This is a genomic window from Bacillus sp. FSL R5-0709, from assembly GCF_038004785.1.
GTDB lineage: Bacteria > Bacillota > Bacilli > Bacillales > Bacillaceae_G > Bacillus_A > Bacillus_A mycoides.
The window spans coordinates 2,067,904-2,088,896 of sequence record NZ_JBBORT010000001.1 but is presented as its reverse complement, the minus strand read 5'-3'; the positions used below and the strand labels follow the sequence as shown (position 1 = coordinate 2,088,896).

At 33.8% G+C, this 20,993-nt stretch carries 22 protein-coding genes and 2 other annotated features; of the genes, 7 read left to right on the top strand and 15 right to left on the bottom strand.

What is annotated here, in order from left to right:
• Positions 1–8 precede the first annotated feature (8 nt).
• The 5 genes from MKX37_RS10720 to MKX37_RS10700 all read right to left on the bottom strand — a co-directional run bounded on the left by MKX37_RS10720 (position 9) and on the right by MKX37_RS10700 (position 3,911).
• Complete coding sequence (locus MKX37_RS10720) at positions 9–395, bottom strand: VOC family protein (RefSeq protein ID WP_001094650.1); 387 nt, start codon at positions 393–395, stop codon at positions 9–11.
• Between the two features lies 1 nt (position 396).
• On the bottom strand, positions 397–1,032 hold the full coding sequence (locus tag MKX37_RS10715; protein WP_033734641.1) for an HAD family hydrolase: 636 nt from the start codon (positions 1,030–1,032) through the stop codon (positions 397–399).
• A gap of 105 nt (positions 1,033–1,137) precedes the next feature.
• On the bottom strand, positions 1,138–1,725 hold the full coding sequence (locus MKX37_RS10710) for a YpjP family protein (RefSeq protein WP_002031682.1): 588 nt from the start codon (positions 1,723–1,725) through the stop codon (positions 1,138–1,140).
• Positions 1,726–2,008: 283 nt separating this feature from the next.
• Positions 2,009–3,208, bottom strand: a complete 1,200-nt coding sequence (locus tag MKX37_RS10705; RefSeq protein ID WP_078422321.1) for an ABC transporter permease — start codon at positions 3,206–3,208, stop codon at positions 2,009–2,011.
• Positions 3,201–3,911 carry an ABC transporter ATP-binding protein gene (locus MKX37_RS10700; RefSeq protein WP_002127194.1) on the bottom strand — a complete coding sequence of 237 codons (711 nt, stop codon included), beginning with the start codon at positions 3,909–3,911 and terminating at the stop codon, positions 3,201–3,203. The genes MKX37_RS10705 and MKX37_RS10700 overlap by 8 nt, the downstream gene beginning before the upstream one ends.
• A 153-nt stretch (positions 3,912–4,064) precedes the next feature.
• Here MKX37_RS10700 and MKX37_RS10695 point away from each other — a divergent pair, with 153 nt between their 5' ends.
• Together MKX37_RS10695 and MKX37_RS10690 are read left to right on the top strand one after the other, a co-directional pair.
• Positions 4,065–4,496, top strand: coding sequence for a GNAT family N-acetyltransferase (locus tag MKX37_RS10695; protein WP_002127192.1), 432 nt, complete (start codon positions 4,065–4,067; stop codon positions 4,494–4,496).
• 29 nt (positions 4,497–4,525) lie between these two features.
• A complete protein-coding gene (locus tag MKX37_RS10690; protein ID WP_002127190.1) occupies positions 4,526–5,053 on the top strand; it encodes an HAD-IIIA family hydrolase in 528 nt (175 codons plus the stop codon).
• A gap of 56 nt (positions 5,054–5,109) precedes the next feature.
• Here the strand turns inward: MKX37_RS10690 and MKX37_RS10685 are convergent, their stop codons facing one another.
• The 6 genes from MKX37_RS10685 to MKX37_RS10660 form a co-directional block, all read right to left on the bottom strand.
• Positions 5,110–5,550 (bottom strand): GNAT family N-acetyltransferase, encoded by a 441-nt coding sequence (locus tag MKX37_RS10685; protein ID WP_033708121.1) that lies wholly within the window; start codon positions 5,548–5,550, stop codon positions 5,110–5,112.
• A complete protein-coding gene (locus MKX37_RS10680; RefSeq protein WP_002127188.1) occupies positions 5,547–6,020 on the bottom strand; it encodes an SAM-dependent methyltransferase in 474 nt (157 codons plus the stop codon). Before MKX37_RS10680 ends, MKX37_RS10685 begins: the two co-directional genes overlap by 4 nt.
• Positions 6,021–6,107: 87 nt before the next feature.
• A complete protein-coding gene (locus MKX37_RS10675) occupies positions 6,108–6,806 on the bottom strand; it encodes an aspartate/glutamate racemase family protein (protein ID WP_002127187.1) in 699 nt (232 codons plus the stop codon).
• A 146-nt stretch (positions 6,807–6,952) separates the two neighbouring features.
• Entirely contained in the window at positions 6,953–8,155 is a 1,203-nt protein-coding gene (locus MKX37_RS10670) for an iron-containing alcohol dehydrogenase (protein ID WP_078422331.1), read from the bottom strand.
• An 87-nt stretch (positions 8,156–8,242) separates the two neighbouring features.
• Positions 8,243–9,682 carry a GntP family permease gene (locus MKX37_RS10665; RefSeq protein WP_002127185.1) on the bottom strand — a complete coding sequence of 480 codons (1,440 nt, stop codon included), beginning with the start codon at positions 9,680–9,682 and terminating at the stop codon, positions 8,243–8,245.
• 204 nt (positions 9,683–9,886) lie between these two features.
• Entirely contained in the window at positions 9,887–10,552 is a 666-nt protein-coding gene (locus MKX37_RS10660; protein WP_078422322.1) for an HAD family hydrolase, read from the bottom strand.
• A gap of 191 nt (positions 10,553–10,743) precedes the next feature.
• Here MKX37_RS10660 and MKX37_RS10655 point away from each other — a divergent pair, with 191 nt between their 5' ends.
• Complete coding sequence (locus MKX37_RS10655) at positions 10,744–11,541, top strand: lipid II flippase family protein (RefSeq protein ID WP_002141610.1); 798 nt, start codon at positions 10,744–10,746, stop codon at positions 11,539–11,541.
• A gap of 24 nt (positions 11,542–11,565) precedes the next feature.
• Complete coding sequence (locus tag MKX37_RS10650) at positions 11,566–12,141, top strand: nucleotidyltransferase family protein (protein ID WP_002127181.1); 576 nt, start codon at positions 11,566–11,568, stop codon at positions 12,139–12,141.
• 39 nt (positions 12,142–12,180) lie between these two features.
• Here MKX37_RS10650 and MKX37_RS10645 read toward each other — a convergent pair whose 3' ends face one another.
• From MKX37_RS10645 to aspS, 3 genes are all read right to left on the bottom strand, one after another.
• Positions 12,181–13,095, bottom strand: a complete 915-nt coding sequence (locus MKX37_RS10645) for an alpha/beta fold hydrolase (protein WP_078422323.1) — start codon at positions 13,093–13,095, stop codon at positions 12,181–12,183.
• A gap of 36 nt (positions 13,096–13,131) precedes the next feature.
• A complete protein-coding gene (locus MKX37_RS10640) occupies positions 13,132–14,472 on the bottom strand; it encodes a sodium-dependent transporter (RefSeq protein ID WP_002127179.1) in 1,341 nt (446 codons plus the stop codon).
• A gap of 116 nt (positions 14,473–14,588) precedes the next feature.
• Positions 14,589–14,837, bottom strand: a binding site (T-box leader).
• Between the two features lie 168 nt (positions 14,838–15,005).
• The gene (gene aspS, locus MKX37_RS10635) at positions 15,006–16,304 is read right to left on the bottom strand and encodes an aspartate--tRNA(Asn) ligase (protein WP_059038153.1); all 1,299 of its coding nucleotides are present in this window, start codon (positions 16,302–16,304) and stop codon (positions 15,006–15,008) included.
• A gap of 105 nt (positions 16,305–16,409) precedes the next feature.
• Positions 16,410–16,621: a binding site (T-box leader), on the bottom strand.
• A gap of 251 nt (positions 16,622–16,872) precedes the next feature.
• On the opposite strand from aspS, the gene MKX37_RS10630 reads away from it, so the two are divergent.
• The gene (locus MKX37_RS10630; protein ID WP_078422324.1) at positions 16,873–17,352 is read left to right on the top strand and encodes a hypothetical protein; all 480 of its coding nucleotides are present in this window, start codon (positions 16,873–16,875) and stop codon (positions 17,350–17,352) included.
• 106 nt (positions 17,353–17,458) lie between these two features.
• On the opposite strand, the gene MKX37_RS10625 is transcribed toward MKX37_RS10630, so the two are convergent.
• Positions 17,459–18,970, bottom strand: coding sequence for a M36 family metallopeptidase (locus tag MKX37_RS10625; RefSeq protein ID WP_002127175.1), 1,512 nt, complete (start codon positions 18,968–18,970; stop codon positions 17,459–17,461).
• Between the two features lie 328 nt (positions 18,971–19,298).
• On the opposite strand from MKX37_RS10625, the gene MKX37_RS10620 reads away from it, so the two are divergent.
• Both MKX37_RS10620 and MKX37_RS10615 read left to right on the top strand, forming a co-directional pair.
• A complete protein-coding gene (locus MKX37_RS10620) occupies positions 19,299–19,895 on the top strand; it encodes a TetR/AcrR family transcriptional regulator (protein WP_002127173.1) in 597 nt (198 codons plus the stop codon).
• Complete coding sequence (locus MKX37_RS10615; protein ID WP_078422325.1) at positions 19,885–20,970, top strand: DUF418 domain-containing protein; 1,086 nt, start codon at positions 19,885–19,887, stop codon at positions 20,968–20,970. Before MKX37_RS10620 ends, MKX37_RS10615 begins: the two co-directional genes overlap by 11 nt.
• The last annotated feature ends 23 nt before the right edge of the window (positions 20,971–20,993 follow it).

Genomic DNA, 20,993 nt, shown 5'->3' with positions numbered 1-20,993 from the left:
TATTCCCCTTACATTTCTACATTTGGTGTATACGCTACTTCTATAATAAATCCATTCGGATCGTAAAAATCAATAGTATAGTATCCGTCCGAATAATGACTCATTTCTATCGGACCACGTATTACCTTCACTTTTGTACTAGCAAGAAAATCTGCTACTTCATCAACTACTTCTCTACGAATAGCTTGGTAACAAATATGTCTAGGCCCTAAAGTCCTTACAATTTCCCCGTCCACCTCTTTAAAATATATTTCACTTTCTCCCGTACTATATGCTACTTCATTTAACTTTCTCCATCCAATTATCAAAAACAATTTATCATAAAAAGAAATAGACTCCTCTAAATTCGCGACCCAAAATTCAATATGATGAATACCTGCTCGAAGTGTATTCATATTAAGAATGTGCCCCCTGTACGACTTGTAAAATTTCCATAGGCGTATGAACCATATAATCTGGTGCATCTTTTTCTACTGTTTCAATGACATCATATCCCCAAGATACCCAAATTACGTTCACACCAGCCTTTTTACACGCTGCTACGTCTCGCTGTTCATCACCGACATATAACATATCTTGCTCTGTTATTTTTTTTGATTTTAAAAATCTTTTTATCATTTTGTCTTTACCAAATAAATTTTTAGAACAATACACTTCTTGAATATTTTCGATACCATTATTGTGTAAAAACGCCCGAATATGCTCTTCTGAGTTCGATGATATGACGGCAATCCCGTAGCCTTTTTTATGTAATTCATCTAATACATCCTTCATCCTATGGAACAAAACGAGATCTTTTATAGCAGGTTGATACAATTTATAAAACTCCAGCGCTAATATCGGTAGTTTATACAGTGGTACATCGAGTTGCTTACATCTCTCTGGCATCGTTAATTTACGTAAATACTCAATTTCTTCTTCCCTTACCGTTTTATATCCGTGCTTTTCAGCAAGTTGATTATAAATCGGTACAAATATATTTTGTGAATCTACTAATGTGCCATCAAAGTCAAAAACGATATATTTTTGCATCCCCATACTCCCTTTTTTCTTTTTTCCTAAACATATGTTATTCAACAACATAAATGTCGTATCCTTTCATAAAGAAAAAAAGAACAAGATTTTCTCTCGTTCTTTTTAAGACAACCATTTCGGCGGTACATTCGTATTCCAATAAATATTTCCTAACTCATGGTGTCCTGAATATCCATCATCAAAACGATGATAGTGGAAATTAAAATAATATCCATCTTGCGGTGGATGATCTCTCCTCACATGAAATCGCAGTAAGTCATTTCCTGATTTCGTGTCATAAACATGAAAAATCTTTTCATTATTTCCGCCAGCCGGTCTTTGAGAAATCGCTAATGATTGTAACGATTCTTCTGGCACATCATTTGCAAGTTCCGCAATTGCCTCTTCAATTTTAGGTAATACAACATCTTTAAATTCATCTTCAATTACAGGCCCAATTTTAGAGCCGAATTTTTGCATAGATTGCTTCTCTGCTTCTTGCATCGCATAGTTAACAAAAGTATCGGTGGTTAACCTATCATTTGTTTCTTCATATGTATAGGACGTACTCTCCAAATTTTGTTGCCCAGCTGTGCTCGTAGGCTTGTCCGCAGCTTTGGCATTATCAAGTAATATGGAAGGAGGCGTCACTAAACCAAACGTAAATACGGTAATTAATGCGACTAAGGTTTTTCTAAACCAATTTGGCATTTATGTTCCCTCCCCTTTCACTCATTATATTTTATATAACGGTTGTTTCTTCTATTATACAAAATGATTGTAATTTTTGCACTTTACAATTTTGTTAACGTTCACATATTTTTCACTTGAATATGAAATTGTAAGATTTCATACACTATAAATACAACAACAATGAGGGGGACAATCAGATGACTTTAGATGTCGTGTACTCAGCCGCAAGCATACTCCTTTTAGTATATTTTATTTACCAGTGTGTTACAGACTAGAAAAAGAGCCATTTCCGGCTCTTTTTCTATGGTAAAAATACAATCCAACCAATCCATACTATAAAAATAATCCCGGCAATTACAGCTGGTAATAAATAAAAATGAGAAAGTATAACTATTCCATACAAAAGTATTACTGGAAGTAATAAATAGCGATCTGCCTTCCATCTTAACAATAGTAATTTGCCTTCATCACAATATAAATGTAGAAACATTTTTTTCGTAAATTCATTCCAATAATCGCGTGCATAACGAGAAATTGCAACTAACGTAAATACGAGGATAATAGCTGCAATCCACCTCGGACTCATCATAATACTTACCGTGCTTATACATACAATTTGAATATAAAATATTCGTGCACTACTTGTACGGAAAAATTCTTTCAAAAAAGATTCAACGATACGCGAATCAGCTTTTTTCCCTAAAAGTCTTTTAGAATGTGGGAACATCCACGGTTTTTTACTCGAACTACTCGGTTTAGCCGCATGACCACCAACTTGCATAATCCCACTCGTCCAGCGCATACTTTCTTCTTTCTCTTTCTCAACTTCTTTAAAAAAGCAATTTTTATAATTTAGTTTTTCTTTTATCAATACGATAATTAGAAAAACTGCTAGACCGATACATAGTATAGAATAAAATGGATTTTTATAAATAAGAAACAGACTCAATCCAAAAAAGGATAGACTTATAGAAAATATTACATTTTTTATAATCCATAGTAGCCATCGTTTCCCCACACGTATATGAATAAATCTCGTCAACAACGACAACATAAATCGAAATACAGTAAAGAATGTCCAAAATAATACGATTTGTATCTTTGTCGCTCCGATACTTTTCATTAACACTGGTAACATAACAACTACTACCATTACATCCGTTATCGCTATTCGAATAAATGTATATATCATGCCATACTGAATTAATTTTCGCATATGAGTTGGATACGAAATTAAAAATAAACTATCTGCTTGTTCAAAAAACGAGCGTACACCTCTCGAATATGTTACAAGATAAAATGCGAGTAAACCTAATCCGAAATACACAGTCTCTTCCATCGATAATGTTTCCGTCCATAGTGATCGATAATAGATTCCCATAAATATAAGTGCTGGAATAATTATATATAACGCAACTGTCCAATCTGTTACCGAACGTATGGACTTCCATTTCCGCTCAAGTTCATGGCGTAATCTTTTATAAAATTGTTTTTTAATCATGCTGTTCACGCCTTACGATTACATCAAAACAGTCTAATAATGAACTCCCCGGCATTTCCGCTAACGTTTGAATAGACTCTAAATGTCCATCTGCAACTAATGTACCTTGTGAAATGAGCAAAAATCTTTCGCAAATTCTTTCAGCAGTATCCAATACGTGCGTACAAAGTAAAATTCCTGCCCCGCGCTCTTTTTCTTTATATAAATAACTTAAAAACTCTTTCGTAGCTACTGGATCTAATCCGATAAAAGGTTCGTCAATTATATAAAAATCTGGCTTAGTTAAAAACGCCAATATAAGCATCGATTTTTGTTTCATCCCCTTTGAAAACTTTGATAAATACTCATGCTTATGCTTATCCATTCGAAACATATGCAATAATTCTTCAGCTTCCCTTTCCCAGCTTCCTACTTCATTCTCACGAGCAGCCATTAATAATTCAATATGTTCCCAGAGCGTCAAATAATCATAATATGTTGGATGTTCCGGCACATATGCATACGGATTTTTCTTTTCACCAAATGCTATTTCACCATTCATATTTACAAGTAAGCCTAGCATCGTTTTAATCGTCGTACTTTTCCCGGCACCATTTGCGCCAATAAGAGCAACTAATTCACTTTTTTCAATTGAAAAAGCAATATCATGAATTGTTTTTTCACCTATTTCATATCCAGCTGAGCGGATATTCACCTTCAACATACATTCCCCTTCTTTCCATTTCCAATACAATCAAGGAAAAGAATAACATATAGCTATCTGTATATCATTATAAAATATTTATTTTCATAGCAGGAAAAAACATTTTTTAACAGAATATTAAATGTTTGATTACATTTTATTGGAGTGAATAATATGTCTTTTCAAATCCGTGAAGCGACGATAGATGATATAGATGCACTTTGTTCTTTAACGAAAGAATTAAAAGGTTCCTCTATTTCCTATGAAGATATGAACAACCGATTGCAATTCGTACACATGAGTCCTTTTGATTTTTTATATGTTTATGAGGAAGAAGAAACTATATTTGGATTACTTGGGTTTCGTATACGTGAAAATTTAGAAGATGTAACTCGTTATGGAGAAATTTCAATTATTAGCGTCGATTCCACAATACGGCGGAAAGGCATTGGACAAGTGTTAATGAATTATGCAGAACAGTTAGCAAAGAAGCATAATTGCATTGGAACATGGCTAGTTAGCGGAACAAAAAGAGTGGAAGCACATCCTTTTTACAAAAAATTAGGTTATGAAGTAAATGGATATCGATTTGTAAAACATTTTTAAACTACTTTTTAATTGAAGGGACTATAACTATGACAAACATTAAAGCAATTTTCATTGATCGTGACGGTACAATTGGCGGCGACACTACAATACATTATCCTGGATCTTTTACATTATTCCCCTTTACAAAAGCAGCTCTGCAAAAACTAAAAGCTCAAAATATAAAAATTTTCTCTTTCACAAATCAACCAGGTATCGCGGATGGAATAGCGACTGTAGCTGATTTTGTACAAGAATTAGAAGGTTTCGGTTTTGATGATATTTACGTTTGTCCTCATAAACACGGGGATGGTTGTGAATGCCGTAAACCAAGTACAGGCATGCTTCTTAAAGCAGCGGAAAAACATGGGCTTGATTTAACAGAATGTGCTGTAGTTGGTGATCGCTGGACTGATATTGTGGCAGGAGCAAAAGTGAATGCGACAACAATATTAGTTCGAACAGGCGCTGGATACGATGCTTTACATACGTACCGAGACAACTGGGCACATATTGAGCCAAACTACATTGCAGAAAACTTTGAAGATGCAACAAACTGGGTTTTAAATCAACTATAAAACAATTTAAAAGAGACGTTTTCATTTTGAAAACGTCTCTTTTAATCTTACATTTTTTAAAATGTTAATTCATAATGGAAATAACGATTATCTCTTAAATAACCATTTTCAGCGTATAATCGCTGTGCTGATAAATTATCAATCTCTGTTTGTAATTTTACACCTTTTGCGCCATTTTCTAATGCGAATTTTTTAGCAGCTTCTAATAATTTTTTACCTGTTCCAGATCCGCGCTTCGCTGCCTGTACAAACAGATCATTTAAAATCCATAATTCTTTCATTGAAATGGAAGAAAATGATGGATATAGTTGCGTGAATCCAATATATTCACCGTCTTCAACTGCTACGAAAATAACGGATTCTTTTCTCTCGATACGATTTCGTAAAAATACTTTTGCACCTTCTAAATCGGAATCTTGTCGGTAAAACATACGATAGTTATTAAAAACTGATGCTAGTCCATCTAAATCTGCAATTGTTGCCTCATATATTCTCATTTTACTCCATTCCCCTTCCAATACTGTCTCATTATATCCGTTACCCATTTAGGCTGTTGTATTTCTTCTTTCGGCATAAACTCTTTCATTATTGGCTTTATATCCAATATAGGGGTGCCATCAATAGCGTCTAATCCCTCAACAATAATTGATTTACCGTCTCTTTTTATCACTTTTACAATTGTTACACCTAAGCGATTCGGGCGATTTTTCCCGCGCTGTGCAAAAATGCCTACTTTAGGATAATCCTTATTATTTCTAGGATGTCTAGCAACATATTGAATTTGTTCATCCGTTACTTTATGAAAATAAAAAACAACTTCAATATGAGAAAAATCTTCAATCCCTTGTATACTTTCCTCTGTATACAATTCAGTTAAAGTAATACAGGATCTTACTTCTCCCCATTCGTCATCTTTTATTTCCTTTCTTTCATTATGTACAAATGCGATTGGTTGAACTGAAAACATACGCATCCCCCTTAAATGTAACCACTTACATTATAAAATATTTTCTGAATGTTTTCCAGATACATGAACTAAGTTTACATAATATAATTATAATCTATTTTCTAAAGCCACATTTACTGCTTCCATTGCATGTATAAAAGTTGTATCAAATATCGGAACTAATACGTCTTCCTGCTTTATTAATAATCCTATTTCTGTACAACCTAAAATTATGCCCTGTGCTCCTTTTTGCACTAGCTCTTCTATGACTCTTTTATAATACTCTCTAGATTGTGATGTTATTTTTCCTAAACATAATTCTGTATAAATTATTTCATTTATTTTTTCTCTATTTTTTTCTACTGGCACTATTACTTTTATATTATTCTCTTCTATACGTGACTTATAGAAATCTTGCTCCATTGTATATTTTGTTCCAAGTAGACCAATCGTTTGAATACCTTTTCTTTTAATTTCTTTTGCAGTAGTATCAGCAATATGTAATACGGGGATGTTAATATTCTCTTTTATTTTCTCCACTACTTTATGCATTGTATTTGTGCAAATGATTATAAAATCTGCTCCTCCCTTCTGCAATGAATACGCCGCATTCCCTAATACTTCTCCTGCTCCATCCCAATCCCCGTTAGACTGGAATCGTTCAATCTCTTCAAAATCCACACTATTAATCAAACATTTTGCTGAGTGTAATCCTCCTAATCTACTTTTTATCTCTTCATTTAAAATTCGATAATATTCTGAAGTCGATTCCCAACTCATACCACCTATAAGCCCTATCGTTTTCATATTAACCACCTACCTAAACTTTTTTCTAAACTAATAACAATGTTTTATTATGTATATTATACACAATAAAACAAGACTTTAAGTTTATAATATAAAGTCTTGTTTTAACTATATTTCCAAGGAAATTTTATGAGAATATTCTGAAATTAGTTCCCAAATGTTTTTATAGAATCTTCATATTGATAATTAAAACATTGTCGATACAACTGTTTAATTTCATTATAAGAAGGAACTCGTGGATTATTTCCTGGGCTACCACTTTCAATTGCATCCGAGGCCATTTTTGAAATAGCATTTTCAAACTCAATTTCATCAATTCCATATTCTTTTAAATTTGGAATACGAAGATCGAAACAAAGTTTCTTTATTTCAGCAAGCGTGTAATTCGCTACTTCTTCCTCAGAATATGAGTAGAGATCTTTGTTTAAATTGCGTCCAATCTCGGCTAACCTTTTCACTGCACTTGTTTTTGTGAACTCTAAAACTGTAGGTAATAGTATGGCGTTCGATATACCATGCGGTACATGAAATAGTGCACCTACTGGCCTTGACATACCATGAACTAACGTAACTGATGCATTTGAGAATGCAATTCCAGCTTGTAATGAAGCGATCATCATTGCTTCCCTTGCTTCCATATTATCTCCATCTTCATATGCAATACGTAAATATTTCATAATACTTTCAATAGCCGAAAGAGCAAGTACATCTGTAAGTGGTTGTGAAAATTTAGAAATATATGCTTCAATTGCATGGCATAATGCATCTATACCTGTCGCTGCCGTAATATGAGGTGGTACCGAACTTGTTAATATCGGGTCAATAATCGCTACTTGTGGGGTAAAACTCGGATGCTTCATCATCATTTTTACATCTGTTTTTTTATTCGTAATTACTGCTACACTTGTTACTTCTGACCCAGTACCTGAAGTTGTTGGAATTGCAATGAGTGGTAGTGGATCATTTTCTATTTCAACATCTTTTTGGACGTAATATTCAATTGTTCCACCATTAGTATGTAACACCGCTACTGCTTTCGCAGCATCAATACAACTTCCACCACCAATACCGATAATAAAATCACACTTTCCTTCTTTACAAATCGTTAACGCTTCTAATACGTGTAAATTTGTAGGCTCAGCATTCACTTTGTTATATGTAATAACAGTAATACCTTTCTTATTTAGCTGTTTTATGCACCTTTCAACATACCCTAATTTCTCCATAATTGTATCAGTAACTATAAAAGCTCTTTTCCAAAACTTCTTTGATTGTTCCCCCAGCTTTTCAATCGAATTTCTTCCATATAGTACCGACTTCGGCATACGAAACTCAGCAACTTCTTGCAAGTACTCCACCCCTTCTTCCCCTTATTAATGTTTTAGTTTATAAAATATCAACTAAATAAATCTTTACAATTCATATAGTATCTATTATTAATAAATTCCTGTAATAGTATAGAATGCGATAACTAAAAACACAGCAAGCGTTTTCAAAACTGTAATAGCAAATATATCTTTATATGACTGTTTATGTGTTAAACCTGTTACTGTAAGAATAGTAATAATAGCCCCGTTATGTGGTAATGTATCCATTCCTCCTGATGCCATTGATACGATACGGTGCATAACTTCTAATGGAATATCAAATTGATTGGCTGCTGCAATAAATTTATCCCCCATTGCACTTAAAACAATCCCCATTCCTCCTGATGCAGAACCTGTAATACCGGCTAAAATATTCGTCGTTACCGCTCCATTCACTAAAGGATTTGTGAACGTTGCAGAAATGCCGTCTCTCATAATTGCAAAGCCTGGAAGTGCTGCAATGACACCACCAAAACCAAATTCTGCTCCTGTATTCATTGTTGCAAGTAGCGCACCACCAATACTTGTATTCAATCCAGCTTGAAATCCTGTTACTACCCGTTTCCAATATAATAAAAGAGTTGTTAAAATTCCTATTATAAGTGCCAATTCTACAGACCATATTCCAACTACCGCACTCAATTCTACTTTTCCAAATGCTTTCATACCAATTGCTGAAAAGTCAAAACCGTTCGGATACCACTTCGGTATCATAATAGTAAACACTTTATTCATTACACCTACTAAAATAAGTGGTATAAAAGCAATAAGTTGTTGTGCCCTCGTAATTTCTAAACTATTTAACAGCGGTATTTCTTTCTGCTCTAATTCCAAAGATGCTGCCATTTCAGTATTCCCATTGTTAAAACCAAAATACCCTTCACCTGCTGCTTTTGCCTTCTTACGCCTACTCTCTAAATATAATAAACCTAACGTGAGAACAAAAATTGCCCCTACAATACCAAGTATCGGTGCAGCATAAATGTCCGTTTTAAAAAATGTTGTAGGTATTACATTTTGAATTTGTGGTGATCCAGGAAGCGCATCCATTGTAAATGTTACTGCTCCAAGGACAATCGTTCCAGGTATTAAGCGCTTTGGAATATTAGCTTGTCGAAAAAGCTTAGCTGCAAACGGAAATATAGCAAATACCACTACATATACACTAACACCACTATACGTTAAAATAGCACCCATTAAAACAATCGCTAAAATCGTACGTTTTTCTCCAACCAACTCTACAATCGTCTTTGCAATAGAATCAGCAATTCCTGACATTTCTACTACTTTCCCAAAAATTGCTCCAAGTAAAAACACCGGGAAATATAGTTTAATAAACCCTACCATTTTCTCCATAAAAATATTAGAAAAGAAAGGTAATACAAAACTAGGTTCTGTCAAAAATACCGCAAATAATGCAAAAATCGGTGCAAATAAAATAACAGAAAACCCTCTATACGCTACAAACATAAGTAAGCTAAGTGCTAATAATATAATAACTAGCTCCAATTATACCCCTCCTTTAAACTGAAAATTCAATCTTTTGCTGATAAACTTCTACTAATCTTTCATTTCTGACATCCCCCCTCTAATTCATACAAATTTTTCATACTAAAATGTCTAATTATACATATTCGATTACATATGAAAAATCCCTTTAAACAAAAACGATTTCATCGTCATACGTTATAAAGGGATTGTTAGTCTCTATTTTTATTTTTTTATTAAACCATTTTCTATACAAAAATGGTGTAGTTCTTCTATATCCTTCGCTATATGAGTCGCACTAACTTCAATCAACTCATTTTCACTACCATAGCCATATAAAACACCAATTGAAGCAATTCCATTATGATTTGCACCTATTATATCGTGCTTTCTATCTCCAATCATGACAACTTCCTCTTTATTAAGTCCTTCATTTTGTTGTAAAATATGAGCAATTATTTCTTCTTTTTTTATTCTCGTTCCACTTAAATTACTTCCAATGATATCTTCAAAATAATTCGTTAGTTGAAAATGCTCTATTACTTGTCTAGCAAAAATAGTAGGCTTTGAAGTAGCTATAAATAAACGATTTCCGGTATCTTTTAATTGTTTTAGGAGATTTGGAATACCCTCGTATACACTATTCTCCAACAACCCACGTTGCTTTAAATACTCCCTGAAATAAAAAACAGCTCGTTCAACTTCTCCTTCATTCATATTATATCTCTCTACGAATGATTGCTGAATAGGAGGACCAATAAATGAATCTAACTCACTTACATGTAATTCTTCAATTCCAACCTTTTCTAACGCGTACAAAACTGAATTTACAATCCCCTTTTTAGGATCCGTTACTGTTCCATCTAAATCAAATAAAAATGTTGTATACATATTTAATCCCCCACTCATCCTACTTTACATGTAATACTGAAGGTTTTTTACTACTCTACCTCTACTATACTATCATTATTTATTTTTCGAAAAATTACTTTTTCTATGTTACATAGTTTCAGTTACAAAATACGGATAGATATGATAAAGTAAAAAAGTTACAATTAATTCAATAGAAACTGGTGAAACAAATGTCAATTACATTAATTTTTATAATGGCTTTCACAATTGTCATCCACGCAGTCGAAACTAGTTCTTATAGTATTCGATTAGCTGGTGTTCGTTTAAAAAAGATTGTCGTTGCCTTATCTGTCGTAGGAATGGTATTACTTATTTCAAGAACGTCAAATTTACTACAAGCCTTTTTAATTGGCGGGATTGTCGATGACGCAAAACGAGATGCTTCTATTAATTTAGAGCATACTATACGACTTGTACTATTATCTGCTTCCATCGGTACATTACTTGCGATTATTCTTTATCCAACTTTGACAAAACTATTTGGATATGTCATTCAAAACTTTGAAACAGATGGTTCTTTCATTCGAATGATGAAAACAAATAACATTCAAAAATTAAAGTACACAAAAAAATATGTGCGCTTTCCAAGATTTGAAATGATTCATAGATTGCGTATCGGTGGTATCCCAAAGCGTATTATGCTTATTAACATGTTTGCTACTGCAATTTATACAGCAGGTGTTCTTTCTGCCCTTTATGCTTCTTTTCTAAATCCAGATTACGCAACAAATGCAAGTACAGCTTCTGGCCTTGTGAATGGTTTTGCTACAATTTTATTAACAGTGTTACTCGATCCACGTATAGCACTTTTGACAGAACGTGCTTTACAATCAGAAAATGGCGCTGAATCTATGAGTAAAATGTATGGTTGGCTAATGATTTCTAGACTTCTCGGCACCTTATTAGCACAACTTTTATTTGTACCAGGTGCTCACTGGATTTTATGGATTATTGAGCTGATGCATTAATCTACTAGGAAGGTGTATTTATCAATGAATATAAAAACAGAGCAAGATTTAATTCACTTAATAGAAAACGACGAATGGATGATGAATGTATTACAATTGGCAAAATCACTAGAGCTACCTGATTGGTGGATTTGCGCTGGGTTTGTCCGTTCTAAAATTTGGGATACTTTACATAACTACGAAGTAAGAACGGCTACGCCAGATGTCGATGTCATTTATTATGATCCATTACATAAAGATGAGGCGTACGAACAATCATTAAAACAGAAGCTGGCGAATATGGATGCCTCTATCCCTTGGTCAGTAAAAAATCAAACTCGCATGCATGTAGTGAATGGAATGCCACCATACTCTTCTTCTGTTGATGCTATTTCTAAATTTCCTGAAACAGCAACCGCTTTAGGAGTTACGCTTGACGAGCAAAACAATGTCATATTAACAGCTCCATGTGGAATTGAAGATGTACTTTCATTACAAGTGAAACCTACACTTCATTTTCTTGAAACGAAAGAACGAATACATATGTACAACAAAAGAGTTAATCAAAAGAAATGGCAAAGTAAATGGCCTAATATTACAATCACTTATCCAGAAATTTAAAATAGAGCGCTTCGCATTATACGAAGCGCTCTTTCTTTTTTAGTTCAAAAAATGAATGACTGTTTCAGCAAATCGATCAGCTTCCTCATAATGTGGTGTATGGCCACTCTCTTCGAATATGATATGCTTCCCATTTCGAGCATCTTTATTAAATGTTTCAATTTGTTTTTCACACGTTACTACATCATATTTTCCTACAATTAATAACATTGGATTTTCTACATCTTTTATTTTTGATAATAATGACGTATGAAATGATCTTTCTGCTTTTAATCTATCAAAATGGATTTCGGAACGCTTTGAAAATTCTTCCCACTCTTCATCACTATATAAACTATAGTCAGTTTTAAACTCCTTATTTTCATAAATCTCCATTCTTTTTTCTTCTAATTCATCGCTTAATCTTATGTAGGTTTCTAGCAACTCCTCTGAACTAGTATTGCTAGATGAATAAGCGAGGCACTCTTCTGCTACTTCTTCTTTTCCATACTTTGTTAATAACGTTCCTGTCCTTTGTAATAGAGCCCTACTTGTTAATGCAAAATCGAAAGTCGGACCTTCAAATATTATTTTCTCTATTGAATTTGGATACGCCCTTGCATATAACAATGCTACATATCCACCGAAAGAGTGCCCGATTACAGACCATTTCTCAATTTGTAGTAGTTTTCTTATTTCCTCACAGTCTTCAACTAAATCATTTAATCCAAAAGATTCTTCCTCAGTAATTCCTTCTGATCGACAAACTCCTCTTTGATCTATCATAATTACATATAAGGAATCTTTTAATCGTTCCGCTTGATGAAATGAAAAATCATAACAGCTTTCACCTGGACCACCGTGTAAAAATAATACTGGTTTATTTTTAGGACTTCCATGTGTTTCAACGTATAGCTTTTTCCCTCTAATGTTCATGTATTTCCCTGTTTCCATCAAATTCGCCTTTATAATCATCACCTTCTTTTTTACTGAATATCTTAACATTTATTGTTAAATAATTCCTATTACATTTAAAAAGACAATAATTATTGCAAGTGGTGCTACAAACCGAAGTAAAAATGCCCAGCAAGTAAATACTTTCTTTCCGTAATTTCCACCTACAAAAAATTCAGCTTCTAGCACTTTCTTTTCCATCTTGAATGATACGAAAATACTAATGAATAGCGCTCCAAGCGGCATTAATATATTACTAGATAAGAAGTCTACTGCATCAAAAATATTCTTCCCAAAAATCGTAATATCACTCCATACTCCAAATGATAAGGCCGATGGTATACCTACTAGGAAAATGCAGAAACCGATGATCCATGAAAGTTTAGCTCTTCTTTCTTGTTCACCATTTGCTAATGCTGAAACTACCGTCTCTAGTAGAGAAAATGCCGATGTTAATGTCGCAAATGTAAATAGCGCAAGAAATACCGTTAAGAACAATCCTCCTAATGGAATTTGACTAAATACAGATGGTAATACGATAAATAGTAAGCCTGGCCCTTCTGTCGGCTCCATGCCTAACGAAAATACTGCTGGAAAAATGGCAAGACCTGCAAATAAAGAGACGAATAAATTCAATCCAACAATTGTTATTGCTGATTTTGGTAAACTTTCTTTTTTATTTAAATACGAGCTATACGTAACCATAATCGAAATCCCTATACTAATCGCAAAGAATGATTGGCCCATTGCGAATAAAATACTTTCTGAAGTAATCTTCGAGAAATCTGGTTGTAAGAAAAACTTCACGCCTTGCATCGCATTATCCAGTGTTAATGAACGAATAATAAGAGCGACAAATAAAACGAACAATGCTGGTAGCATATATTTACTTGCTTTTTCAATTCCATTTTGTACACCTTTTGATACAACCCATATCGTAATGAACATAAAAGCGAAATGTCCAGTAATAGCCCAAAGCGGATTTCCAATTGTTTCAGTAAATAACGAACCGTAATTTTGTCCCGGAGTAATAAGTTGTCCAGTTACTCCTCTGAATAAATAAATTAGTACCCATCCACCTACAACACTATAAAATGAAAGTAATATAAAACAAGTTCCAACGCCAAGACGTCCAATCCAGTGCCATCCTGTATTTGGTGCGATACTTTTAAATGCTCCAACTGCTTGTTTCTGTGTACTGCGTCCAATCATAAATTCAGCTATAAGTAGCGGTAGTCCAATTAATACAGTAAATAATATAAAAATTAAAAAGAATGCTCCTCCCCCGCTCTTCCCAGCGATATAAGGAAATTTCCATATTGCGCCAAGTCCAATTGCTGATCCTGCTGCTGCCATTATAAAACCTAATTTCGAAGTCCATTGCTCCGTCTGTTTCATCCTATTTTCCTCCTGTTAAAATCATTTTATATTAATAAATAAATATTATTGATCAATCTGAATAAAACCTCCATTTCTTTTTCTATAAAATAAAAAAATGGCCCAACGTCTCTATATAAAGAGACGCTAAGCCATTTACTTAACGCGGTACCACCCTTATTGATTCCATTATGAATCCACCTTAGTAGTAATCGTTTGATTACAAACCTAATATCGAAGGTTAACCGTTAAGATTTACTAAGAATGTGATTCCGTTCCACCTTACTGCTCCTAGGCGAGTTCAGGATGTCATTTGACTATGTCGCACCAACCCATAGCTCTCTGCACAAATACATGACCTTACTACTCCTATTCAACACATTTTAATATTTAGAATATATTTTCTTTTGAAATTAATATGAAGTATATCGGTTATATTTATAACTGTCAAGGGATATATTATTTTTTTGTCGAAAAGGATTTTTATAAACTTTCAATGTAAAAATGAAAGAACAGTAAAAAAGCATCTTCGCGATAATCGCGAAGATGCTTTTTTATGGTATAAGACGTGTACAATCTCTCGGAAAAGCACTCGCCTCTCGGACATTTGTTAACTCTAAAAGTTTATATACAACCCTTTCTAATCCTATCCCAAAACCACCATGTGGTGGACAACCGTATCGGAATGTATTTAAATAAGATTGAAATTTCTCTGGATGTAATCCTTTTTCTTTAAAAGAAGCAAGTAACATATCATAGTTATGAATTCGCTGTGCACCTGATGTAATTTCTAATCCTCTATATAATAAATCGAATGAATCAGTAATAGTTGGATTTTCTTTATTCGGTATCGTATACATCGGTCTCGCTTCTTTCGGATAATGTGTAATGAATACAAATTCACTATTATATGTTTCTTTCACATATTTCCCTAGTAACTTTTCACCTTCTGTATCTAAATCCCCTTCAGGAGATTCTTTCCGATACTTCATTTTCAAAATTTCTTGCGCTTCTGCCAATGTGATTTTAGGAATTTCTGTAATGACAGGTACTTCTATTTGTAGTAGTTGTAATTCTTTTTCACAGTTTTTTGCTACTTGTTGAAACATATATCGTAAAACATCCGTTTCTAATTGCATTACTTCATGAAAATCATGAATAAATCCAAGTTCTACATCTAACGATATATATTCATTTAAATGTCTTGAAGAGTTATGATGTTCAGCCCGGTACACAGGAGCAATTTCAAAAACACGTTCGAGTCCTCCGGCTACCATCATTTGTTTATAAAACTGTGGTGATTGAGCTAAATACGCTTCTTTTTGGAAATATGGAAGTTTAAAAACATTCGCGCCTCCTTCTGCCCCCTGCGAAACAATTTTCGGAGTAAATATACGTGTGAAATCGTTCTCTATCAGAAATTCACTAAAGCTCTGAACGAGTATAGATTTCACTTTAAATATCGCCGCGATTCGCTCATGTCTTAACGATAATACTCGCTCATTCAATAATTGATCTAGGCCAACTTGTAACTTTTTTTTATTTATTTCAAATGGGAGTGATTCTGCTCCATTTAGTACTTTCACTTCATGTGCAAGTATTTCAACACCTAATTCTGTTTTCGGTGTCTCTACTATTTCTCCAATTATTTGGACCACACTTTCAACATCAACTTTGTATCCGGCTAACTCGTTTTCTAATACACATTGAATAACTCCCGTTCGGTCTCTTAATAATAAAAAACTAACATTCCCTAGATGACGAATCTTTTTTACCCATCCTTGTAGTAATACAACCTTCCCGCCATGTTCCGTACATTCTCGTGTGAGTGAACGCTTCATTATTTGATCCATTACATTTCCCTCCAATAGTTTTATTTTTATTTACATTATTGTTGTCATCGTCGTCATCCACGGTCACTCACCTCCTTTCAAAGAATACAAAAATCCGCCCCTATAAATAGGGACGGATTTTTCCGCGGTACCACCCAAATTGTCATAATGACCATCTTAGCCCTGATAACGGTAGGTACCGTTTGCTTTTACTAATTATCACGTTCAAAGCAACACTCACAGGTGTCTTTCCATCATGCGGTATCGCAATCTTCCCAGCAATCGATTGCTCTCTGTAGACCCTTGCATCATGTACTTTTCCTAATCATCACTTTTTATATTTACAGAGTATTCTATCTTTTTATTTTATAAAACGCAAGCCTTTTTAGAAAAATATTGCGATTTCTCACTAAACAGACCCCTTCTAAAGGTATGTAATATGAACATTGAACTCTATACAATTATCATTTGACAGCTTAGAAATGTTTTATCCTTCTCAAATTCTTTCAATTGAATTTTTCCCATTTTATTACATGTTTTACGCATTTCCCACGCATATTATTATTAAAGTTTTATCGGAGGTGTACATATGAAAAAAACAATTAGTTTCTTTCTCCTATTATTATGCTTAGTTGTAGTTAATGAAGCATATGCCTATTCACCAAAATCTTTACCAATCTCTCAAAATTCTGATCAATGGCAAGTAAATATTGATGAAGTAAAAAGAACGAGTGAAAAATTGTTACAACCAAAAAAAGGTGTATTTCAAACATATCATTTCTCTGTAAAAAATCTTGGGAAAAGTGAAGTGTATAATGTACAAGTTGAAGTTTTTCGGAATGAACCAAATACGAAAACAAAATATGAACTCTTTTCCCTAAAAGAAAGTCGTCTAGCGCGCGGTAAAACTGGATTTGAACACGCTAATTTTCCAGTTTCTACAAAAGCGGATAAGGTTGACGTGATCATTACGTGGCAAGAACATCCTTTCCGCTCCATGAGAAACGGTCAAAAAGTTGAATCTAGAAAATTTAAAGAGCATTTTGTTTTTAAAGAAGCAGTAAAGTGAACTTATCGGTATATATACATTATTACCGCTACCAATAAATTTTCTAGTACCAGTTTTCTTAAGCAAATAAAAAAGTCGTGGCTTTTAAACGCCACGACTTTTTATATTAATTCGTACTAATCCCTCTCGCTGCCCAAATGCGATCAATTTCAGTCGCGTGTTGTCCGCCGTATAAAAGAGCATCCGCTTGCTTAATTGCTTTCGCTCCATCACGGAATTTCGCATTTGGCGTTAATGACCAATGTGATTGTAAAATAATTTTTGTTGCTACATCACGTCCAAAAGATTGCGCCATTTCGTATTGACCTTGAGCCCAAATTTCCCCATCATTATGCACTTCATTCGTTATATCTTTCGGGTATACTTTATTCGTATCTAATCGGCGTAAGCACGTCGGATCTGAACTAGAATAAGCAGCCGCATCCCATTCACCAATGCATGCTTTCCCGTATCCTGTTGTCGAAACTGCATCTTCATAAGTAGCACCTAAGAAATCTCCAAATCCTTCTCCCATCGCTCCACCTTCTGGTGAACTTCCGAAGCCTGGCACTTGATTATCTTGAATAGAATGACCATATTCATGCGCAATAATGCCAGCATCTTCTGCATCATCTACTCCGCCAGTACCGAAAGTTAAAGCTTTCGTTGATGGAGAATAGAATGAATTATCGTCAGTTGTACCATTTACATTCACTTTAATCGAACGTTTATTAATATTTTGAAAGCCTAATCCTTGAATGTAACGCTGTAATGTATCAATATGATAATATGACATAACATCTTCAAAACTATCATTTGCACGTGTATAGTTAAATTGTAAGTTTGTAGATTTCGTCTTCGCTTTTGAAGAAATCGTAACATACTCACCAATTAAAAATCCTGTACCATCTAAACCTTTTAACGTAACAGTTTTCAATTGATTCGTTAATGCTGTTGAATCTGCATCATTATTATCTTTTAACCCTGCTAAACTTCCACTAGATACGACAGGGTTAGGTAAAAATACTTTTCCTGTTCCTTCTGCTTTTCGGTTTATATCAACTTTTTTAATTAACTTTCCATTTTCCGCATCAATGAATGTTTCCCATGCACCGAATGGATTATTAGAATGGACTACCACTTTATATACAGGAATAGCGACTCCCTCTTCAACAATATATCCGAATTCTTTTTCTGTAGGAGCCCATAAGTTTTGCTCACTTTCTCCTCCAACATACGCCATCGATTTTTGTTCTGCATCTTTTTCACTAATTTTTTTCGTAACTTCCTTCACACCTGTAACAGGCTGATAATCAGAAACCGCAAGTAAGCCTTTTCCCTCTCCGTTAAGAGTAACTGTAATTTGTTTTGAAAATACAGGCGCACCATTGACCACTTGTTGGAACCTAACATATGAAGCTACTGATGTTTCTGTTGTAGAAATATATTGCAAGTCTGAAAGGTCTGCCTTCAATCCATATTCCGTAGCATGTCCCTTTAAATATTCAATTGCTTTTTTCTGTGGTGAATAAGCTTCTAGCTTTACTTGCTGTTGTTTTTCCAATGCCGAAACCGTAGAAATCGTCCCCATTACTAATGGCACAGTCATTGCCATTGCCACCATTTTTTTGTTTAACATAAAACCACTCCCCCTAATAAATTGAATCCTTTACCCCATTCCTATAAAGCTATTACTGTCCACAAGTAACGAGATAAATTGAATCTACGAGTAATTCTATACAAACAATTCTATTACCTTTACATTTTGGGTAAGTGAAATTTTCTCAATATTTATGTGTAAAACGAGAAAAATACTGTAGAAATATATTTCTTTTGTAAATTTCTTTACATTATGCTTTTTAAAGTAATGTGTAAAAAAATAAGTTACTTTTTACCTAACGATAGGTTGAAAATAATATTAATGAATGATACGATTTATGTAACTTTTTTTATTAGGAGGACTTATCATGAGCAAAAGTGAAGAAACACTCTCTTCCATAGTCGAAGCAAGTTATCGACTATTTGCCGGACACGGCATTGCCAAAACGACCTATACAATGATTGCTGAAGAAGTTGGTATTGCCAAGCCATCTATTTATTATTACTTTAAATCTAAAGATGCATTAATTGAAAGTATTTTTAATGAATTATGTGCAGCGATGCAGTTCTCCTCATTCTTTCATACAGAAGAGTTTACGAAAGAGAATTTCATTGAGAAATGTGTTGAAATTGGCTTTAAAATGATAAACGAACAACAGAAAGATCCTTATTTTAATCGTGTATTACAAGAATATGTATTACTATCTTCAAGAAACGATATGTACAAAGATCGATTACTAACTGTACAAACAGAATATTTAAACGGATTTGAATCACTCCTAACAAAAGCAAATGAACTTCAACTCATTCAAAATAAAAATCTAGTTTCAAAAGCTCATATGTTAGCATTAGTACTTGATAATATCGGAAACTTCATGATGTTTGATGTAAATATGAATTATAAACAAATATGGATTGAAGCTGTCCACAGCATATTCGAAAGAAGTGATTCGTATGAAAACTAAAAAACGAATTTTCGGCTTAGATTTTGCTAGAGCGTGGGCAATGTTTGGAATGTTACTAGTTAATTTCATGGTGATAACAGGGGCGGAAGGAAATGGGCCTCCTCTGTTAAAAACCTTTATGACGCTTTTTGAAGGTAGAGCTTCTGCCTTGTTTGTTATACTTGCTGGGATTGGCATAACTTTAATGACTAAATCATCTGTTGCTAGCCAAGAGAAAATAAAAATCAATACCAGCCGAATATTGATTTGGAAACGATCACTATTCTTATTTATTTTAGGATTATTATTGTATGTAATGGAATGGACGGGTGATATTTTACACTACTACGGCGTTTACCTTTTCATCGCTGCATTACTAATTACTGTACGAAGAACTATACTAATATGGCTTTCTATCATTATTTTACTTGCTGCACAATATCTCCAACTTACTTTCAACGCCTTCGAAGGATGGGGAGGCACAATCCCATTTATAAACTATATAGACTTTTGGACCTTAGCAGGTTTTCTTCGCAACTTATTTTTTAATGGCTATCACCCTATTTTCCCATGGTTTTCTTTCTTCTTAATCGGTATGATAATTGGCAGGTTAGATCTTCATAATAGGAAAATTAGACATTGGTTGTTCTTACTGGGTTTAACAGTAACCGTAATTATAGAGCTATTATCAAAAGGGTTAACACACCTTTTTATCCCATACATTGGTGAAGCAGCCTCTACATTTTTGTTTAACACAGGACCCATTTTACCCAATATATTATACGTCGCATCCGCTACAGGATCTGCTATTGTTATATTAATAATTTGCCTCTACATTGCTGAAAAATATGAAAATAATTGGTTTGTTACTTCCATTATACAAACAGGACAATTAACATTAACGCATTATGTAAGTCATGTATTTATCGGTATTGGCGCATTGATTGTATTAAATCGTATGGAACATCAAACACTACTTTTCGTTTTATTATTTGCTACTGCATTTTTCATTTTCAGTATTTTATTTAGCGTATTATGGCGAAGGAACTTTTCTAGAGGACCTATCGAATGGATTATGCGGAAAATAACTGATTAATTTATCTTCATACAAAAAAGGAA